Raw genomic sequence first — 17,822 nt, 5'->3', positions numbered from 1 at the left:
GCGTCTGTCGCCGGATCGCTGCAACAACAGTCGAGCATCTGCGAGCCGTGGCTCTACTGCTCGAGGCGACCGAGCAGCCGTCGCGCATTGCCGCCGGCGATAAGCGCCTGCGCTGCCGCGTCGAGGCCGGCCATCTCGAAACTCCGGCTCAGGGATTGTTGCGAGAGCGACGGCAGGATCGGCCAGTCGGTTCCGGCCAGCACTCTCTCAGGACCGAAGAATTCCGCCAGAATGGCGATGATCGAAGGATCGTCGCCCATCGTATCGAAATAAATGTTCGGCCTTCGGCCCTCGGCGCGGTTCTGCCTGGAGTAACGGCCGCCGCGTGACGCCTGCACAATGGCGCCGAGGCCAAGGGTCGCAAAGACGAAATCGAGATCGGGAAATTCATCGAGCAGGCCGCTCTCCAGCACCGACAGGAAGGCGACGCCGTTCATCAGCCCCCGGCCAAGAGAATTGCCGAGCTTGCCGGCGCCCGCAATCAGAATATCTGCCTGCGGGGCGTTGACCGGATGCACGAAGACCGGCCGTTTGAACCGGGTTGCGACCGCAAGCGTCGGCCGCACGCTGGCGTCGCCGAGGAATTTTCCATCCCGGGAAGAATCGATGACGAGGCCCGACAGGCCAAGTTCGCCGAGCGCTCGCTCTGCCTCGCGGGCGGCGATCTCGCCTGAAAAAGGATCGACGGTCGCCAATGCCGCAAAGCGCCCGGGATTGGCTTTGACGAGCCCGGCCAGCCAGTCGTTGACACCCGAGATCACGCCGGTATCGACCGGTCCGGCAACGCCGAACAGGCTTTCAACCGTCGTGCTCAACACCGCAAGCGATATGCCCGCTGCCTCGAATTCGCCGAGCAGCGCGGCGGGATCGACGATCTTCCGCAGGATATCGTCAGGAAGTCCGGACGATATGCGCCTGATACCATCAATACCCCATTCCGCCGGCCAGAGGTGCGTGTGAATATCGACGATGTCCAATTTGCCGCTCATGCGCTGCTGCCTTCCTTGAGATAATGATCTGCCGCCTCATGCGTCAGCCCGAAGCGCTCCCGCAGGCTTCCATCCTGATATTGCCGCGGGAAGATGCCGGCATCCTGCAGGCGTGGCACGACCTGTTCGACGAAGTCAGAGAGATCGTCCGGCAGGACCGGCGCCTGGATGTTGAAACCATCGACAATGCCGGAGCGCCACCAAGCGATGATATCGGCCGCGACATCGTCAGCGGTGCCGGCCACCAGCCGGTGGCCTCCCTCCAGCCGCCGCACGAATTGCCGCGGTGTGACGCGCTCATGGCGTGCAAGTTCGGCCAGAGCCTGCGTGAAGCCCGCCGGGCGCTGTTGATCGACCGTCGTCCTGAAAAGATCGGCCAAAACTGGCGCATCGGGATCAAGCGCGCCGTAGTCGATCCCGGCATCCCCGGCGAAGCGCCGCAACAGCCCCTCCTCGCTGCCCGCCCCTGACACCGCCTCGTGCCGCTCCCACGCCTCCTTTCGGCTGCGTCCGATGATCGGAACGAGACCGGGAACAACCCGCAACGAGCCGACATCACGGCCCTTCGCGACTGCCCGCTTGTGAAGTTCGTCGCGAAAGCTGCGCGCCGCCGACAGCGACAGCAGCGAACAATAAATGATCTCGCCATATGTCGCGGCAAAATCGAGCCCCGGCCCGGAGGCTCCCGCCTGCCCGATGAGGGCGCGCCGCTTCCGGTCGCGAGGCACGTTAAGCGGCCCAGCGACATTGTAGAATTCACCCTTGTGCCCGATTGGACGGGCAAAATCCGGGTCCCAAAGCCCAGCTTGTGGATCGGCCGGCCGACGCAACTCCCAGCTATCGAGCAACGCGCCGACCACCGCCATGAATTCATGCGCCTGCCTGTAGCGTGCCTCGCGCGGCGGCAAGGGTGCTGAACCATAATTCGCCGCAACGGCGGGATTGAAGGACGAGACGATATTGCAGATGACGCGGCCGCCGGAAATATGATCGAGCGTCGCCAGCCGGCGCGCCAGATCGTAGGGCGCGCTGTATGTGGAGGAGATCGTGATCTCGAAGCCGATATCGGGCACCGCGACGGCAAGCGCCGTCGACAAGGTCAGCGGTTCGAAGCTGTGCAGCGGCCGCTGTGCGGGATCGGCGCCGAGTGCCGGATGATCTGAAAAGAACACCGCATCGAGCCTGCCGGCATGGGCAATTCTCGTCGTCTGCAAATAGTGGTCGAACTTCGCGAAAGCCAGCGGCGAGCCGCTGACGTGGCGCCAGGAATCGGCAAGATATCCGGTACTATTGATACCCGCCGTAAGGATAAGTCGCTGTCGCATGAATAATGTGCCCGCCTGCGTTGACGTTGCTCGGGACTACAGCGCGCATCTTTTCAGATGCGCAAAGGACGCTGTAGCACTTTGAATTATGCAGCAAGGCCGTGGATCCGCTTGATCTCGTCGGCGACCAATGCCTGGAGCCGCCAGAGATTGCGATCGCGAATACCCTTCTCTTCGAGGTGCTTGACCGTGAGGTAGAGATATTCAGCGCAGGATCCCATGTGGCCGCAGGCTCTTGCCAAGGTCTCCGCGACGGTCGCCAACGGCAGCCTGCGCAGGACACGCTCTCCTTTCGGCCCGGCCCAAAAGACCAGGGCGCGCAACGGCCCTTCCCGCGTTGCGACGGTAATCCAGCGGACGGAGGATGAATCGTCCAGGCTGCCGACCTCCCTGCGAATCATGCGGCGGATTTGACCGACGCGATCCCGTTCCGCGAGCCTGAAGGCTACACCATTGCATTGACCGCCTTGATCGAGCGCCATCATCAGGCCGGGCTGGGCCTCTGTCGCGCGTCAGCGCGTCATATGCAGACAGAAGGATCGGTGCCAACCTCGAGCGCCGGCGCGCCGCCACTCCACCGCATCGAAATCCGGCTTCCAAATCAGCGAACCGTAAGCAAACACCCATAGCGGCCTGCCGAGGGATTCGCCATACAGACGTTCGGCGAGATTTTCCAGCTGCCCGTCACTCAGCGGGATACGGCTGGGATCCGGTCCGGGATCTGCCTCCAGCCTGAGGCTGAGTGAGACCAGCTCATCGGTCAGAGCCATCGCACTTCCACGATACCGTTCCAACCTTCGCCCGACAACGGCGCCTTCCGTCAGCAGATCGTTTTCGGAGATCGCTCTCATGTCAGTGGACGGTGAACTTGCTAAAATAGGCTTGCCGTTCCTTCAGGGTTCGCATCAGCAACGCAGCCTCCCTCATGATAGCGGTGAAGGTCTTGTCATCGGCCGATGCGATGCTATCCGACATGGTTTGCAGGATGGCGACCAACTGGCCTACCGAAGCCCGCCAGCGCTCATCCCGTGTGTCGAGATCGTTGATAAATTCGCCCAGCGTCAGAACGATCTTGTCGACCATCTCGCGACGGCGGTCCCGCGGCGTCGCTTCGCGAGGAGCATCAGCGAGCGGCGCGTCTTCGATATCGCTATCGGCCATGTCGCCCACCGCATGGAGGAAGAGCCGCCTTCACGCGGTATCGACCCCTATCTCGCCGTCCCGTGCAGGTCTCAATCATATCAATCCGATCACCAGGGCGAGGACGAAGGCAAATGAACCTATGGTCGCCAGGACATGAAGGCCGGAACATACCGATGAAAGCCAGGCGATCCCCCGGTGGCGACAAAGGTAGCGCTGATGGTCATAGACGAGGGCCATGGATCGCTGCCTCAATACCAGAAGCCGGTCGCAGCTCTCCAAAAGGAGAGCTCATATTCCCTGGCTGATCTTTCTTGGTCCGGCGGCGGCGATGTCTTGGACAGGCGATTAAAACGACCTGCTATTTCAACGATTTTGAGGACGAGCATCGATCTTCCTTTCGTTGAAATAGTATTGTCTACAAAATTACTGGATTAAAGAAATGGCAATTTATGATCGGGGCACATTGCGGAAAACTATCCTTCTCCAGGCAGCCGGACGGCGAAAGCTGTGGGCTCCGGCCAGCAGCGGTCGCCGGCGGCGGGCCAGCCTCACGCCGTCGACGCGCCGCCATCCCTCGGTGCGGAAAGATTGCGGCGCGACCGGCGACAGGCGAATAATCTACAAATTTGCTGGAAAAATAAAATGCGTTTTCCCGGATCGCCGATTTATCGCATCAGCTCTCTTTGAATATCGTCCTGCAGCTTGGGACATTGTAACAGTCGAATGTGCCGTTTCCGTCACAGGCTCGACGCCATTTCCAGCAGGAAGGATAATGCCGTGACCGCTGCAGCGAGGACGCTTCCGATACTCGACCTCGGGCGTTTTGCATCCGCTCATCCGGAACGAGAACAAGCGCTGGCGGAGCTTCGTGACGTCAGCCGGACGCTCGGATTTTTCTATCTCACCGGACATGGTATTCCGCAGCGACGGATCGACGATCTGACCGAACTCGCACGCCGCTTCTTCTCGCTGCCGGAAGAGCAGAAGCTCGAAATCGAGATGCGAAAGTCGCCGCATTTCCGCGGCTATAACAGGGCCGGGTTCGAATATACGCGCGGCAAGCAGGATTGGCGCGAGCAGGTCGATTTTGGTCCTGAGCGCCAGAGGCTGGAGATTGGCCCGGGCGATCCTCCATGGAAGCGGCTGTTCGGCCCAAACCAATTTCCCTCAGCGCTTCCGCAAATGCGTGCGGCCGTGCTCGAATGGATCGAAGAGGTGACCGCCGTCGGCCTGAAGGTTATCCAGGCATTTTCCGAGGCGCTCGGCCAGAGCCCGGATATCTTTGCGCCGATCTACGCCAATGGTCCGAACCAGCTTCTGAAGATCGTGCGTTATCCCGGTCGCGACCAGACGCAGAGCGACCAGGGCGTCGGCGCCCATAAGGATGGCGGCTTCGTCACCATCCTGTTGCAGGACGTGATTGGCGGCCTGCAGGTGGATGACGGCGAAGGCGGCTGGATCGACGCGCCGCCGATCCCAGGCACCTTCGTCGTCAACGTCGGAGAGTTGCTGGAACTCGCCTCCAACGGTTACCTCAAGGCCAATATCCACCGCGTCGTCACCCCGCCGGCCGGCGACAGGCTATCCATCCCGTTCTTCCTCGGCGCCAATCTGGCCGCCACCATTCCTGTTCTCGATTTGCCGCCGGCGCTTCTTGCAGAGGTGCGGGGCGTGACACAGGATCCTCTCAATCCCTTGTTCCGCGAGGTGGGGCGCAACGTACTGAAGTCGCGCCTGCGTTCGCATCCCGATGTGGCGCAGGAACATCACGCGGACCTTTTGGACGCGCAGGCAACATAGACGTCGACCACCAGCGCTCACCAAAGGACGCTGGCATTAACACATCTGGCGCGGGGGCCGCCCTTGAAGCTGAATATGTCTTCGATCATAACCATGATCCTGCTCGCGGCCATGTTCGGCCTCGTCGCTCTCAATCCCTTTGGCAGGAATATCGTCGTCCGCCAGAATGTCGGGCCGACACTATCGGCGAACTGAAGAATTATGCAGTAGCCTTCGGTTTGAGCTGGGGAGCGGCTCCGGAACTCGACCAGAAATGCGTCTGATCGGCCGCCAAATTCGGGACCGACGCGATGAGCGATCGCGTGTAGGAATGCCGAGGATGGTCGAACACCTGCTCCACCGATGCGCTTTCAACGATCTCCCCGTCCTTCATGACGGCGATCCGGTGACTCATATGCTGGACGACACCCAGATCATGCGAGATGAACACCATCGAAAGCGCCAGCCGCTGCTGAAGATTCGCCAGCAGATCCAAGACCTGTGCCTGCGTCGTCACATCCAGCGCAGAAACCGGCTCGTCGCAGATCAAAAGCTTCGGTTCTGCGGCGAGCGCCTGCGCAATCGAGACGCGTTGACGCTGCCCGCCGGAAAGTGCTGACGGACGGCGGACGAGCAACTCCGGGCCGAGGCCTACCATCTCGCTGAGCTCTACCACCTTCCGCCGGCGGGCAGCTTTATCAAAGTCGCCGCGCAGCCGTAACGGCTGCTCTATGAGGCGCTCGACCGTAAAACGCGGATCGAATGAACTCAACGGATCCTGGCTGATCGTCTGGAGGCCGGCTCGCACCGGTCGGCGGGCGGCTTCTGTCAGCGCACTCCAGGGGCGCCCGTCGAAGAGCACGTCACCGCTATCCGGCCTGCGCAGCGCTAGCGCAATCTTGCCGAGCGTCGTCTTGCCGGAGCCGGATTCGCCGACAATGCCCAGCGTTTCTCCACGGCCGATCTGCAGCGATACGTCCCTCACCGCTTCCAGCAGGATACCATCGGGACGCCGGAAGCTGACGGAGACGTTTCGGATCTCCATGAGCGGCTCTCCATCCACCGGCGCGCGGTTACAGGCTGGCGCAGCGTCTGGTGCGCTCAAGCGCCGGCCGCGCGTGGCGCCGGTCGGGACTGCGGCGAGAAGACGGCGAGTATAGGCGTGCTGTGGGGCGGAGAGGACGTCTTGCGCCGGGCCTGATTCAACGAGACGGCCATTTTGCATGACCGCGACACGATCGGCCAATTGCGCCGCAACGGCGAGATCATGGGTGATGAGAAGAACGCCGAAGCCGGCGTTGGCAAGACCCTTGAAGACCGATAGCACCTGTTGCTGTACGGTCGCGTCCAGCGCCGTGGTCGGCTCGTCGGCGATCAGCAAACACGGCTCCGCCGCAAGGGCTGATGCAATGAGGGCCCGTTGCCTCAGCCCTCCGGAAAGCTCATGCGGATACTGGGCGGCGCGGATCTCCGGATCGGCGATACCGACGCGGATCAGCAATTCGCGAACGCGCGCGGCCACCTGCGATCGCGCCGCGAGCCGATGCGCGAGCAACGGCTCGGCGATCTCGCGCCCGACCAGGCGCAGCGGGTCGAGGGAAACCAGGGCATCTTGCAGCACGAAACCGATCTCCCGCCCACGGATCTCCCGCCAAGTTCTCTGCGACTGCCGCAGCAGATCCAGCGGCCGGCCGTCATGTCCCGCCAGCACCATCTTGCGAGCCTGGACATGCGCATGTGGACCGGCAAGGCCGACCAGCGTGCGCGCCGTCACCGACTTGCCTGATCCGGACTCGCCGACAAGGGCGAAAATCTCGCCCGGCGCGATCTGAAGGGAAAGATCCGAAACGGCCTCGATAACGCCCTGTGGCGTGTCGAAAGCGACATGCAGCCCGTCGATCTCGAGGAGCACTGGGCTGGACGAGGCGAGGACAGGCGGCCGCGGACCGGGTCGTATGTTCATCAGGCGTCACCCCGGGCTAGAAGCGTCTGCAATCGCCTAGCGACAAGAGTGATCGAAATCACCGAAACCGCGACCACGGTGGCCGGCAGCAGACTTGTCCAGGGAGCAATGTCGATGAAATTGCGGCCGTTCGCCAGGAGCGCTCCCCATTCGGCGGCGGGCGGCACGACGCCGAGGCCGAGAAAACTCAGGGCCGAGGCGGTCAGCACCGACGCGCCGACGCCGATTGTCGCGAGGATGACCAGCGGCCGAACGGCGTTCGGCACGATATGCTCGATAATGATCGTCCAGGGATGTTCACCAAGCGCCACGGCATGCTCGACATAGCCGGAAAGCTTGACCTGCAAGACTTGCGAGCGGATCAGGCGGGCGTAACCGGCGACGGAGGAGAGGCCGACGGCCAACAGGGTGTTGAGGGGGCCGCGCCCGAGCACGGCGATCACCAGCAGCGCCAGCAGTATTTCCGGAAAGGCCAGAAGAATATCGATGACGCGGACCAGAAGCCGGCTTATCGGCTTCGGCGACAGGGCTGCAGCCGTCCCCAGAATAACGCCCCCGAAACAGGCGATCAGCGTGGCGCCGATCCCGATCGTCAGCGACTGCGATGTTCCGTAGACGATGCGAGAAAAGAGATCGCGTCCCAGTTCATCGGTTCCAAACCAGTGAATGCCGCTTGGCGCTTGCAAGATGGCATTGGTATCGATCGCGTCCGGATCGAATGCCGTGAACCATTGCGGCACCCAGACGGCGAAGGCGAGGACGACGACCGCGGCAAGCGGCAGCAGCAGCCCCGGCGCAAGCCAGGGATGCCTGCGGCGAGAACCGGCAGCCGTACGGCCGCGCAGCACCGTATCGAACAATTCCGTACTGCTCATGCTGCACGCCTTCGCAGGCGCGGATCGATCAGCAGATAGAGGGCATCGACCAGAAGGTTGATCATGACGAAGACGAAGGCGGACAGCATCACCAGCCCGAGGACGAGCGGCATGTCGCGGGTCTTGATGGCCTGAAGGGTAATCTGCCCGATACCGGAGCGGCCGAAGACGGTTTCGGTGAGGATCGAACCGCCGAGGGTGCTCGCAAACAGGGTCCCCGTCAAAGTCGAGGCGGCAAGCGCTGCATGGCGCAGGCCGTGCCGCAGCCGGAGAGCCGTCTCACCGACGCCACGCGTGCGAACCGTCAGCGAAAAGGGTTGGAGCAGGGCTTCCTCCAGACCATCCCGCAGCACCTGGGTCAGCAGCGCCGCCAGCGGCAGGCTGAGCGCAATGGCGGGCAAAACGAGCGCGGAAAAGCCGGCATTGCCCGTCACCGGAAACCATTGCAGCCGAAAACTGAAGACCGACAGCAGCACGATTCCGATCCAGTAGACAGGCGTACTGAGGAGGACCAGTTCGATCCCCGAGACGGCAATAGCGATCCCCCTGCGTCGGCCGGCGGTCGCGAGCGCAATGCTCAACGACAGGATCAACGCGATGAAAATCGCACTGCCGGCGAGCTGCAATGTCGGCCCGGCCGCCTCGTAGACGAGTTCCGTAACCGGCTGGCGATATTGGTAGCTTTCACCGAAGTCGCCGGTCAGGGCGCTGAGCACATAACGTGCGTATTGCACGTAGAGCGGCTGATCCAATCCATATTGTTGCGTCAGCACGGCGCGCTCAGTCGCATCGACGACGTTCTCGCCGCCTGACAGCACCGATACGGGATCGCCGGGAATGAGCTGTACGGCGGCAAAGGCAATCGTTGCGGCGCCCCAGAGCACCGCGATGACGACACCGAGCCGCTTCAGCACGGCGCGGATCACATTACGGCTCGAGCCAGGCATCATAGAAAAGCGGCTTTGCGTTTGTTGCCCAGCTGATGCCGTGAAGCTTCTTCGACGCCCCGAGCTGGTATGCTGCCACAAAGAGCGGCACCGCATAGGCCTGCCCGACGATCTCAGACTGGATCTCGCCATAGAGCTGCTTCCGTTCCGCATCGCTCGCGCCGATGGCCTTGCTCAGTTTCTCATCGAGGCTGGTGACGCGAACGTAGTCGGATCCGTTCGGCGGCACATAGGCGGAATGGAACACGGTGCGCAGTATGTCCGGTTCTGCCCGGACATAGAAGAAGGAAACCAGATCATAATCATTGCTGTTGGCCCGGGCGGTGTAACCACCGGCGTCGACCGGATCGAGCTGGAATTCGAACCCGGCCTGACGGACCTGATATTGCACCGCCTGCGCAAGGGTCACATTCGATGCGCCGACAGAGGCGCTGTCATAGACATAATGCACGGTGAGGCGACGGCCGTCCTTCGTGCGAAATCCGTCGGCATCCTTCTTCGTCCAACCGGCCGCGTCGAGCAGCTTGTTCGCCTTGGCGAGATCGAAGCCCCATTTGCTCGCCACGCCGCTATCGTAATAGAGCGTCGACGGCCCGAGAATGTTGTCGGCCGGCTTGAGCGTGCCGAGATAGGCCGCCTTCACCGCCGCCGCGCCGTTCACGGCGCTCTGGAACGCCTGACGGACCTTGGTGTCCTGGAAGGGCTCCTTGGACGTGTTCAGGAAATAGGAATTGTTGACGCCGGGATTCTCCCTGGTCACGACCTGAAGCTTCTCATCGCCCTGCACGGAGCGGTAATTGGCGGGCGGAACTTCGTCGATCGCCTGAACCTGGCCGCTTGCCAGGGCGCCGAGGCGAACCGATGATTCCGGCAGATATTTGAAGTCGATCCCATTGAAATGGGCCGGGCCGGCATGCTTGGCATAACCCGGCCCCCAATTGTAATCGGCGCGGCGCGTAAGCTTGCTGCCGCTGCCCTTGACGAAGCTTTCGAGAATATAAGGACCGGAGCCGACAAGCGTATTGGTCGTGCTCGTCGCCTTCTGCAGATAGGTCGGCGACTGGATCCCAAGATAGGGCAGGCTCAGCCCCTGAAGCAGCGGCGCGAAGGACTTTTTATAGTGGATGACGAGCGTGCCGGTATCGACCGCCTCGATCTTGTCGATCGGGCCGAGCAGCGATTTTGCGTAGCTCGACGTCGTCTTCGGATCCAGGATCTGGTCGAAGTTGTACTTGACCGCGGCGGCATCGAGCGGCGTGCCGTCGCTGAAGGTCACACCCTGTTTGAGATGAAACGTATAGACGCTGTTGTCGCTATTGATCTCCCAGCGTTCGGCCAGCCATGGCGTAAACCTGTTGTCCTCGGCTTGCCCAACGAGGGAATCGACGAGGTTTCGGGTGATGACGGCAGTAATGGAGCTGCCGGTAATCGAGGGATCTATGATCGCCGTGTCCGTGGCTAGCCCGACGGTCAAAGTACCGCCGTCCACCGGCTTTGCGCTCTCGGCCGCATGCGCTTGTGGGCCTGCAAATGCTAGAAGGGAAAATGTCAGTGCAAAGGCAATGGGATTTCGTCTAGGCAATGTCTTGAAAGTCTTTACGGTCATATCTGGTCCCGGAGTTGGATGCTTCAGGTCTGGCCCGGCGGCTGTTCATGCGTCGATGAACAATCAGCGCGTGAACATATATTGTCTATTAAATTTATAGACTAAAGGCATTCTGGTTCGTTTGCGCCCGCGGATGAAAAAATCCGTTCCGCAAGAATTTTGTCAGGGAGCTTTGGAAAAGCGGCCTCTTTACCGACATGACGGGTTGCGTCCTTCGCCGTCGTCAAAATGTGAAACGAAGGCCGTCGGTGTGAGCGGCGATCGAAATCGTCCCAGTCATCACCTCATCGGCGCATGCGTCCTTGCTTGCTCATTGGCGCCCGCTGGAACAGGCGACAAGGGCAAACGCCCTAAACGGCGGCGGCAAGATTCGGCGTCGAATATTGCGCAAGCCGATCCGGCAGCCCGAGGTTGGAACGCAGCGTGGCCTCGACGTAGTCGGTCCGGTAGACCCCTCTTTCCTGGAGGATCGGCACGACCCGTTCGACGAATTCGTCGAAGCCGCCGGGGGTCAGGTGCGGTGCGAAGACAAATCCGTCGGCAGCGTCCGCCTGCACATAGTGGTTGATCTCCGTAGCGATCTCGTCCGGCGTACCCACGAAATGCTGCCGGCCGGTGACGCGAATGATCAACTGGCGAATACTGAGCTTGTCTCTCTCGGCCAGCTCGCGCCACACACGCGCCGTTTCCAGCCTGCCGGCGACGTCCTGATTGTTGGCGCGCCCTTGTGCCAGCCGCGTCTCGGAAATATCCGGCTCGATATCCGGCAAAGGTCCGTCCGGATCATAGTTCAAAAGATCCCGGTTCCAGACCTGCTCCAGAAAGACGATCGCATTCCTCGGGCTGACCTGCTGAAGACGGATTGCTCTCAGCTTCTCCTGGGCATCCGCCTGCGTGTCGCCGATCACGAAATTGGCGCCGGGCAGGATCTTCAGCGCATCCGGGCTTCGGCCGTATTTCGTCAGACGACGCTTCACATCGGCATAAAAGGCTTGCCCGGTTTCGAGCGAGCCGTGGCGGGAATAGATCAGGTCGGCATGGCTGGCGGCAAGCACAGGCCGCTGCCAGATACATTGCTGCCGGAGGTGACCAGCATCAACCGCATTCAGGCGCAGGAGACCGGCCACTGGTCGATTGCCGGCACGCCGGAGCAGTTGGCAGATGCGATCGAGGAGCGCGTCAAGTCAGGCGTTCTCGATGTCTTGTCGCTGCACGGCCTAGGCAATCCCGATGAATAGATTGCTTCCGGAACTGCGGCGCCGTCATCTGATCGATACCGATTATGTCGGAGAGGATTTCCGCTCCAATCTGGAGCCGCCGCCGCTTGCGCCGCCGGCAGTCGGCCAAGCATCGCGAACGGCCTGACGGCAAGCCATTCCCAGCTTGGAAAGAAGCAGGTAACTCTCACACGTCGTCGAAGACTTTGACGACGTCGTGAGTTTTAGCCACCTCGCCAATCCAACCGTTAAGCAATGACGCAGCCGCATGGCTTTGCGACACGATCTGAGGCACCAGATCGATATCCGGGAGGCTGCCCAGGCCGAGTGGACCCATTGCGAACAGCCCATGCAAGGCGCCCGACTTAGTACGCCCGCTTTCGTCTACGACGATCCCGATTTCGAGTTCGTCCCGCGTCGCAAGACCCGCAACGATGAGCGAGCGAACCAACGGGCTATCGGTCCCGGATGGCCGGAAGCGGCAGTCTATCGTCAGATCCGCGGGAAGGACCTCGAGGCCGGTCGAGGCCGAAAACAAAACGCCGTTCGTGGCGATACGATCCACTTTCCCCTTCCTCACGGTAATCGCGCCACTGGCGATCGCATGATGCAGGCGCTGATAGTGTTCAGGTGGCAAGCGGTTACGATGGCTGTCGTAAATGGCCTTCACGTGACGTTTGAACCGTGCGCGCTCTTCCGGCGTCAGTCCCGCCCAGAGGTCGCGCGCGCGTGAACGAAAGCCGTTCATGATGCCCTGCCATCCCGAACCTTCCAGATCGGCTCTGCTCGCAGCCTCCCGCAGAAAGCGGAACGCGCCGCGCAGCGTGCCCGGCACGGGTTGATCGGTGACAACCGATCCGACTGCGGCGGGAGCATGCGACTGAGGCAGGAAACCCGATTCCGAAATCAATGTGACATGGGAGATCTTGGCGTCTGCCAGCAATCCGAGCGCCCTGTCGACCGCGTGGATGCCACCGCCGATCACGACAGCGCTCTGCGCCCCACCGGCAGGAGCCACGTCCGAATTTTCCCGCATGCCGTAACCAGTCGCGAGAAACACGGCATCAAAGTGTGTCCGCTGCTCAGCTCCAAGGGAAACTGAATATCCTCCGCCCGGATGCCTGTCGATCGCCGTCACGGCATCCGAGCCAAACTGGACGATGACATCAGGCCGATGCGTCAGGGCTTCGGAGAAGCGTTTATACACATAGGTGCTGAAGATTTCCCCGGGCACGAAGGCGTGTTCGAGACCGGCAGGATCCGAGATCAGGCGATCGCGCCACGTGTCATCCGTTTCCAGCCACCGGCGAAAATCGTCCGGCAGTCCGGGATCGACGGAAAGGTCGCGAACGCGGCTGGTCAGCACGGTCGACGCCGGCTGGCTGATGCCATCGCTGATATCGATCTTTGCGCGCGGGTCGAACATCACCAGATGGAAGGGCCGATCAACTCTCTTGAAAAGAGCGATCGCGGTCATGATCCCGGTAAAACCCCGACCGATAATCGCAATCCTTGCGAGATGGTCGGCATTCCTGTCCTCCGAATTCGAAGAACGTGACGAGAGAAGAGTCATTCATCGGCTCCTTCTGCGTTGGATCGCCCGGCCCTGTATCCGCCAGCTCCGATCGGCCGCATAATTCTCTACCAAAATAATAGAAAATGAAATCCGGAACGCAAGCCCTATTCGACCTGAAATGATGACGGCGTGGCTTGGCGTCTGGCGGCGCTTGGCTTCCCCTTGCGGATGCCGGCTTCAAGCCGGGAGTACCGGTGACGGGTGATGCGGCGGGCTTGGAAATATTTTCCAGGTCCTTGCGAAAAAAGAGAGGAATTTTAGAGCGACTGCGAAGTTCCGCGTAATTATAAACCATCTATCGGGGGCAGTATTACCTTAACGTCTGCGTTCCGGGTGCCCACGACATCCGGCATGCAGAAGGAAGGCAGCATGACGGTTCCACTGGTCAGCTTGAGCAATCTGTCGACGGAGCCCCTGCCCTCGCCTCAGGTTGCCGCAATATGGGAGGCCCTTTGCGCGGAGGCCGTCAACGCTTCGGCCAAGGATGCAGCACTGACGCGCGCCATGAATTCGGCGGTGCTTTATCACGCGAGTTTCGCCCAGGCGCTCGCCCAGCGGGTCGCGATCAAACTGGCCAATCACGATCTCGATCACGACGAACTGCTGGCGGTGATTGCGCAGGCGTTCATCGGCAATCGCAATATCGTCGCCGATGCCGCCGCGGACCTGACGGCGATCAAGGAACGTGATCCGTCGAACACGGAAATCCTGACGCCATTCCTATATTTCAAGGGCTTTGTCGCGTTGCAGGGTCAACGCGTCGCCCACTGGCTTTGGCATCACGACCGCCTCCATTTGGCGCGCCACATCCAGAGCCGTATTTCTGAGGTTTTCGGTGTCGACATTCATCCCGCCGCAAAGATGGGCAGGAGCATCATGCTCGATCATGGGAGCGGCTTGGTTATCGGCGAGACGGCGGTTGTCGAAGACGACGTATCCATACTCCAGAATGTCACATTGGGAGGAACGGGTAAGGAGACCGGCGACCGGCACCCCAAGGTGCGGCGCGGCGCTCTGATTGGAGCGGGAGCCAAGATCCTTGGCAACATCGAAATCGGCGTCGGCGCCAAGGTCGGTGCTAGCAGCGTGGTCGTCAATGCCGTTACCTCCTATACATCGGTCGCCGGCATTCCGGCGAGGCAGGTGGGCAAGCGCCACTTCAACCTTCCCGGCATCACGATGGACCAAACCTTGTCTGAACCGGAGTACACGATCTAAGAGCCTGATTCAAAAGTTCATTCGTATATCCAACACCTTGCGATGCGCCTTGTGAGCATTCGGATTGAAGCGATTCGCGCCCATGCGGTTGCGCTTTCGATCGATTTCTCCCAGTCCTTGGCGAGACGGCGGCAGCGTCCAAACCCGGCGAAAGTCCTTTCCACCACCCATCGCTTAGGCAGGACGACGAAGCCTTTGGCTTGATCCGAACGCTTGACGATTTCGATCGTCCAGTCACCATGGCCACGCATTGCTTGCCTCAACTTGCTGCCGGCGTAGCCGCCATCGGCAAAGATGTGGCGCAGCCAGGGAAAGCGGCGGCGGATCGCCTTGAGGACATAGGGAGGGCCGTCGCGATCCTGTATGTCGGCAGCATGGATGAGCACGAAGACCAGAAATCCATGCGTATCTGTGACAATGTGACGCTTGCGGCCTTTAATCTCAGCGCGAACGCAGCTTGTCGCGGTCTGGCCTGAATCATAGCCGGACATTCCGGTACTTTCCGTGGTCTTGACGCTGGCTGTCGTTGATCCCTGCAGTGGGTTGCGCCGACGACCGACGTATTGGAGTGGACATCAGGCGTAGATTTTATCACCAAATGGTGCTATCTATAACGCCATAATCAGGAAGCCAAACGATGCGATCGACTATCAATCTCGACGACACCCTCGTGGAAAGGGCTAGGTCTCTAACCGGCACGAAAGAAACCGCCACTCTGGTCCGCCAAGCGTTGGAGACGCTTATTCGTGTGGAGTCGGGAAAACGCCTCATCGCGCTCGGCGGAACTATGCCGGATGCGGAGGCAGCCCCACGCCGCCGGAGCGCAGCTGCCAAGTGATACTTGCCGACACTTCCATCTGGATCGATCATTTCCGGCATGCCGATTCAGAGCTGCGTAGGATTATTGAGGACGACCGTGTCTTATGCCATCCAGCCGTAATCGGAGAGCTCGCACTTGGCAGCCTTCGGGATCGCAGTAGCGTGATAGCTTTCCTGGCGGACCAGCGCGAAGCGTTCATCGCGACGCACGACGAAGTTATGATGATGATTGATCGCCACGCCATTTTCAGTATTGGCATTGGCTACACAGATGCCCACTTGATGGCCTCAGTTCTCCTCGATCAACGAGCGGCCTTATGGACCAGAGACAAGCGTCTGCGGGCAGCGGCCGAAAAGGCGGGGGCTTCACTGCACACCCCTGCCAACGCGCGAAACTAAATGCTGTATCGAAGCACTCATGCTGGTCGTGAGCCGCCTGAGCGCAGAGTTCCGATCGATCCATTATGCGATCTTCGTAGCCCAGAACGTGAACACCATGGCAACAAGCCGACCCCTGTCCTCGAAAGCTCTCGCCATGCCAGGGACGTAGGAACGTCCTGGGCCGAGGCGGATATAGACGGACCGCTAGAGCCAATATCGGTTCCTCGCTGGAAGCTTCATGCCTTCGAGATCTCATTCTTTTGGATAACTTTCCGCGCGCCGTAAAAGCGCCATACTATCTTGGAGGGAAATCCGGAGAGGGGCATGCAATATCGCCAAAGGTCGGTGCTGTTCGCAGCACCTTGGCTGATCATCGGGGCCGCCTCAGTCGGCGCTTCGGGCGGCATAACCATTGCAGACTTCGAAAAGCCGGAACTGCTAATCGCCGCGCTGTTTGTCGGTATTATTATCGGCATGACCGTTGAGCAGTTCCTCGCCACGATGAGCAAACAGACGTGGCTGGAGAGAAGCAAGTCGCGCTCGGAGGAACAGCGCTGGAATGAGCGCATCGTACGGAGGCCATGGCTTCAGACGCCAGCTGCGGTGCCATCACGACCAGTCGACGCCGCGGATCAATTGCGTATCGTCATGCGCTCGGATTTCGCCATTCAACCATTGCTGAACAAAAGCGAAGCCCGGGTGTTTCGGGAACTCGACAGCGTCGTGATCGGCTGCAATTCCTCCTGGCAGGTGATGGCACAGGTTTCAATGGGCGAGATCCTGCGAAGTGCCGACGCAGACGCCTACAGTTGCATCAACTCCAAACGTGTCGACTTGCTCCTCGTGGACGGTAACTGCCAACCGCGGCACGTCATCGAATACCAGGGCGGAGCGCATCATCAAGCCGCAGCGACCGCACGCGACGCCGTAAAGAAAGAGGCGCTGCGACGCGCCGGGATCGGCTATTATGAGGTGGTGGCAGGCCAAACGACCCCGTCGGAACTCAGACGATTGGTCGAGAAGCTGGTGGACAAGCCGAGTGCCACCTAAAGCGGTCCCATCACGAATGCCTGCACGGTCGAGTCTCTTCGATTGGAGCAAACCATCTTCTTGGCTTGATGGAATTGAGGCGCATCCGAGATGATCTCCGATCTCCAGGCAGTTCGCGAAAATCTGTTTCCGGCCAGTTGCGGAGCGATCGAGGACTGGGCGGCGTTCCCTTGGCATCGTGATCGAACCAATCGAATTCAAGCCTACAAGGCGCATTCGTCGCAAGCCATCGCAATCGATGTGTTCGGCACACTCAAGATGAGCACGGATCGCGATCGCGTCTTCGACGCCATAGCCGAGCGTGTGGGAGTGGCACCGGGTGGCCCATGGACTGTAACACTCGAGTGGACCGATACCGATCGGCTTCTGGGAGAACCCCGGCCCACGCAAGTCGATGCATTTGCCGTCGGATCTGCGGCAGCACTCGTCATCGAGTGCAAGTTCACCGAACCAGGAGGACAATGTAGCCAAACGGCTGTTTCTCGCTCGGGCGAACGCCCATGCAGCGGTAGCTACAAAGACCAAACCAACCCAGGCAATGGCGTGCGGTCGCGATGCGCTCTGGCAGGCAAGAGCATCCGCTACTGGGAATACATCCCAAATATCTTCGAGCTCGATCCGGGTGCTGACTAAGCGCCCTGCCCTTTTAAGGGAGACGCCTATTAGTGGATGCGCAACGCCGTGTTGGCGGCGGCGATCGGCAAGCACCGCAACCGTCAAGCCACGGCCCTGGTAGCCTTTGCCGATCACCCAAGTTTTTCAACGGCGCGAAAAGTGAAACGAGGCCTGATGGATCCTGGTCTCGGTGGCCAAGGGGCGATCACGCCTATCTCCTACCAGCAGATCAGTGCAATCGCCCGCCAAGTCGGCCGAGACCGAGCGCTCTGGGACGAGCTTTCTGCATGGATAGATCATAAGATCGCGCGGGCAGCGT

14 protein-coding genes and 4 pseudogenes are annotated in these 17,822 nt (G+C 60.7%); 7 read left to right on the top strand and 11 right to left on the bottom strand.

Going from position 1 to position 17,822, the window contains the following annotated elements; translation table 11 throughout:
• Positions 1 to 53: 53 nt before the first annotated feature.
• The 4 genes and pseudogenes from RCCGE510_RS29310 to RCCGE510_RS29295 form a co-directional block, all read right to left on the bottom strand.
• Positions 54 to 989, bottom strand: coding sequence for an amidohydrolase family protein (locus RCCGE510_RS29310; protein WP_007636358.1), 936 nt, complete (start codon positions 987 to 989; stop codon positions 54 to 56).
• Positions 986 to 2,314, bottom strand: a complete 1,329-nt coding sequence (locus tag RCCGE510_RS29305; protein WP_007636355.1) for an NtaA/DmoA family FMN-dependent monooxygenase — start codon at positions 2,312 to 2,314, stop codon at positions 986 to 988. Before RCCGE510_RS29305 ends, RCCGE510_RS29310 begins: the two co-directional genes overlap by 4 nt.
• Before the next feature lie 86 nt (positions 2,315 to 2,400).
• Positions 2,401 to 3,084, bottom strand: a pseudogene (locus tag RCCGE510_RS29300) (gamma-glutamylcyclotransferase).
• Positions 3,085 to 3,166: 82 nt separating this feature from the next.
• A complete protein-coding gene (locus RCCGE510_RS29295) occupies positions 3,167 to 3,475 on the bottom strand; it encodes a hypothetical protein (protein WP_037080195.1) in 309 nt (102 codons plus the stop codon).
• Between the two features lie 759 nt (positions 3,476 to 4,234).
• Between RCCGE510_RS29295 and RCCGE510_RS29290 the strand changes: the two genes are divergently transcribed.
• Positions 4,235 to 5,257 (top strand): 2-oxoglutarate and iron-dependent oxygenase domain-containing protein, encoded by a 1,023-nt coding sequence (locus RCCGE510_RS29290; RefSeq protein WP_037080339.1) that lies wholly within the window; start codon positions 4,235 to 4,237, stop codon positions 5,255 to 5,257.
• 199 nt (positions 5,258 to 5,456) lie between these two features.
• Here RCCGE510_RS29290 and RCCGE510_RS29285 read toward each other — a convergent pair whose 3' ends face one another.
• From RCCGE510_RS29285 to RCCGE510_RS29265, 5 genes and pseudogenes are all read right to left on the bottom strand, one after another.
• A complete protein-coding gene (locus RCCGE510_RS29285; RefSeq protein WP_007636348.1) occupies positions 5,457 to 7,199 on the bottom strand; it encodes an ABC transporter ATP-binding protein in 1,743 nt (580 codons plus the stop codon).
• A complete protein-coding gene (locus tag RCCGE510_RS29280; protein ID WP_007636342.1) occupies positions 7,199 to 8,074 on the bottom strand; it encodes an ABC transporter permease in 876 nt (291 codons plus the stop codon). Before RCCGE510_RS29280 ends, RCCGE510_RS29285 begins: the two co-directional genes overlap by 1 nt.
• Positions 8,071 to 9,024, bottom strand: a complete 954-nt coding sequence (locus RCCGE510_RS29275) for an ABC transporter permease (RefSeq protein ID WP_007636340.1) — start codon at positions 9,022 to 9,024, stop codon at positions 8,071 to 8,073. The genes RCCGE510_RS29280 and RCCGE510_RS29275 overlap by 4 nt, the downstream gene beginning before the upstream one ends.
• On the bottom strand, positions 9,002 to 10,627 hold the full coding sequence (locus RCCGE510_RS29270; RefSeq protein WP_037080191.1) for an ABC transporter substrate-binding protein: 1,626 nt from the start codon (positions 10,625 to 10,627) through the stop codon (positions 9,002 to 9,004). Before RCCGE510_RS29270 ends, RCCGE510_RS29275 begins: the two co-directional genes overlap by 23 nt.
• A gap of 350 nt (positions 10,628 to 10,977) precedes the next feature.
• A pseudogene (locus RCCGE510_RS29265) lies at positions 10,978 to 11,679 on the bottom strand (LLM class flavin-dependent oxidoreductase); the annotation flags it as partial.
• Between the two features lie 3 nt (positions 11,680 to 11,682).
• Between RCCGE510_RS29265 and RCCGE510_RS33985 the strand changes: the two are divergent.
• Positions 11,683 to 11,992 (top strand): annotated as a pseudogene (locus RCCGE510_RS33985) (LLM class flavin-dependent oxidoreductase); the annotation flags it as partial.
• A 39-nt stretch (positions 11,993 to 12,031) separates the two neighbouring features.
• On the opposite strand, the gene RCCGE510_RS29260 reads toward RCCGE510_RS33985, so the two are convergent.
• A complete protein-coding gene (locus tag RCCGE510_RS29260; RefSeq protein ID WP_240539708.1) occupies positions 12,032 to 13,321 on the bottom strand; it encodes an FAD/NAD(P)-binding protein in 1,290 nt (429 codons plus the stop codon).
• Positions 13,322 to 13,789: 468 nt separating this feature from the next.
• Here RCCGE510_RS29260 and cysE point away from each other — a divergent pair, with 468 nt between their 5' ends.
• Entirely contained in the window at positions 13,790 to 14,638 is an 849-nt protein-coding gene (cysE, locus tag RCCGE510_RS29255; RefSeq protein ID WP_081525800.1) for a serine O-acetyltransferase, read from the top strand.
• A 17-nt stretch (positions 14,639 to 14,655) separates the two neighbouring features.
• On the opposite strand, the pseudogene RCCGE510_RS29250 reads toward cysE, so the two are convergent.
• Positions 14,656 to 15,187 (bottom strand): annotated as a pseudogene (locus RCCGE510_RS29250) (IS5 family transposase); the annotation flags it as partial.
• Between the two features lie 88 nt (positions 15,188 to 15,275).
• Here RCCGE510_RS29250 and RCCGE510_RS29245 point away from each other — a divergent pair.
• From RCCGE510_RS29245 to RCCGE510_RS36085, 4 genes are all read left to right on the top strand, one after another.
• Positions 15,276 to 15,476 carry a type II toxin-antitoxin system VapB family antitoxin gene (locus tag RCCGE510_RS29245; protein ID WP_007636325.1) on the top strand — a complete coding sequence of 67 codons (201 nt, stop codon included), beginning with the start codon at positions 15,276 to 15,278 and terminating at the stop codon, positions 15,474 to 15,476.
• Positions 15,473 to 15,856: a type II toxin-antitoxin system VapC family toxin gene (locus RCCGE510_RS34570; protein ID WP_007636323.1), complete on the top strand. Its 384-nt coding sequence runs from the start codon at positions 15,473 to 15,475 to the stop codon at positions 15,854 to 15,856. Before RCCGE510_RS29245 ends, RCCGE510_RS34570 begins: the two co-directional genes overlap by 4 nt.
• A 306-nt stretch (positions 15,857 to 16,162) precedes the next feature.
• Positions 16,163 to 16,888: a DUF2726 domain-containing protein gene (locus tag RCCGE510_RS29235; protein ID WP_007636321.1), complete on the top strand. Its 726-nt coding sequence runs from the start codon at positions 16,163 to 16,165 to the stop codon at positions 16,886 to 16,888.
• Between the two features lie 90 nt (positions 16,889 to 16,978).
• On the top strand, positions 16,979 to 17,521 hold the full coding sequence (locus tag RCCGE510_RS36085; protein WP_007636320.1) for a hypothetical protein: 543 nt from the start codon (positions 16,979 to 16,981) through the stop codon (positions 17,519 to 17,521).
• Positions 17,522 to 17,822 lie beyond the last annotated feature (301 nt).

This window comes from Rhizobium sp. CCGE 510 (assembly GCF_000292525.1).
Classification (GTDB): Bacteria; Pseudomonadota; Alphaproteobacteria; order Rhizobiales; family Rhizobiaceae; genus Rhizobium.
This window is presented reverse-complemented; position numbering and strand designations above follow the sequence as displayed.

What these genes read in the sequence shown, in the direction of transcription:
- RCCGE510_RS29310 (WP_007636358.1), bottom strand. Translation starts at nt 989, where the DNA reads ATGAGCGGCAAATTGGACATCGTCGATATTCACACGCACCTCTGGCCG.
- RCCGE510_RS29305 (WP_007636355.1), bottom strand. Translation starts at nt 2,314, where the DNA reads ATGCGACAGCGACTTATCCTTACGGCGGGTATCAATAGTACCGGATAT.
- RCCGE510_RS29295 (WP_037080195.1), bottom strand. Translation starts at nt 3,475, where the DNA reads ATGGCCGATAGCGATATCGAAGACGCGCCGCTCGCTGATGCTCCTCGC.
- RCCGE510_RS29285 (WP_007636348.1), bottom strand. Translation starts at nt 7,199, where the DNA reads ATGAACATACGACCCGGTCCGCGGCCGCCTGTCCTCGCCTCGTCCAGC.
- RCCGE510_RS29280 (WP_007636342.1), bottom strand. Translation starts at nt 8,074, where the DNA reads ATGAGCAGTACGGAATTGTTCGATACGGTGCTGCGCGGCCGTACGGCT.
- RCCGE510_RS29275 (WP_007636340.1), bottom strand. Translation starts at nt 9,024, where the DNA reads ATGATGCCTGGCTCGAGCCGTAATGTGATCCGCGCCGTGCTGAAGCGG.
- RCCGE510_RS29270 (WP_037080191.1), bottom strand. Translation starts at nt 10,627, where the DNA reads ATGACCGTAAAGACTTTCAAGACATTGCCTAGACGAAATCCCATTGCC.
- RCCGE510_RS29260 (WP_240539708.1), bottom strand. Translation starts at nt 13,321, where the DNA reads ATGACCGCGATCGCTCTTTTCAAGAGAGTTGATCGGCCCTTCCATCTG.
- cysE (WP_081525800.1), top strand. Translation starts at nt 13,790, where the DNA reads ATGACGGTTCCACTGGTCAGCTTGAGCAATCTGTCGACGGAGCCCCTG.
- RCCGE510_RS29245 (WP_007636325.1), top strand. Translation starts at nt 15,276, where the DNA reads ATGCGATCGACTATCAATCTCGACGACACCCTCGTGGAAAGGGCTAGG.
- RCCGE510_RS29235 (WP_007636321.1), top strand. Translation starts at nt 16,163, where the DNA reads ATGCAATATCGCCAAAGGTCGGTGCTGTTCGCAGCACCTTGGCTGATC.
- RCCGE510_RS36085 (WP_007636320.1), top strand. Translation starts at nt 16,979, where the DNA reads ATGATCTCCGATCTCCAGGCAGTTCGCGAAAATCTGTTTCCGGCCAGT.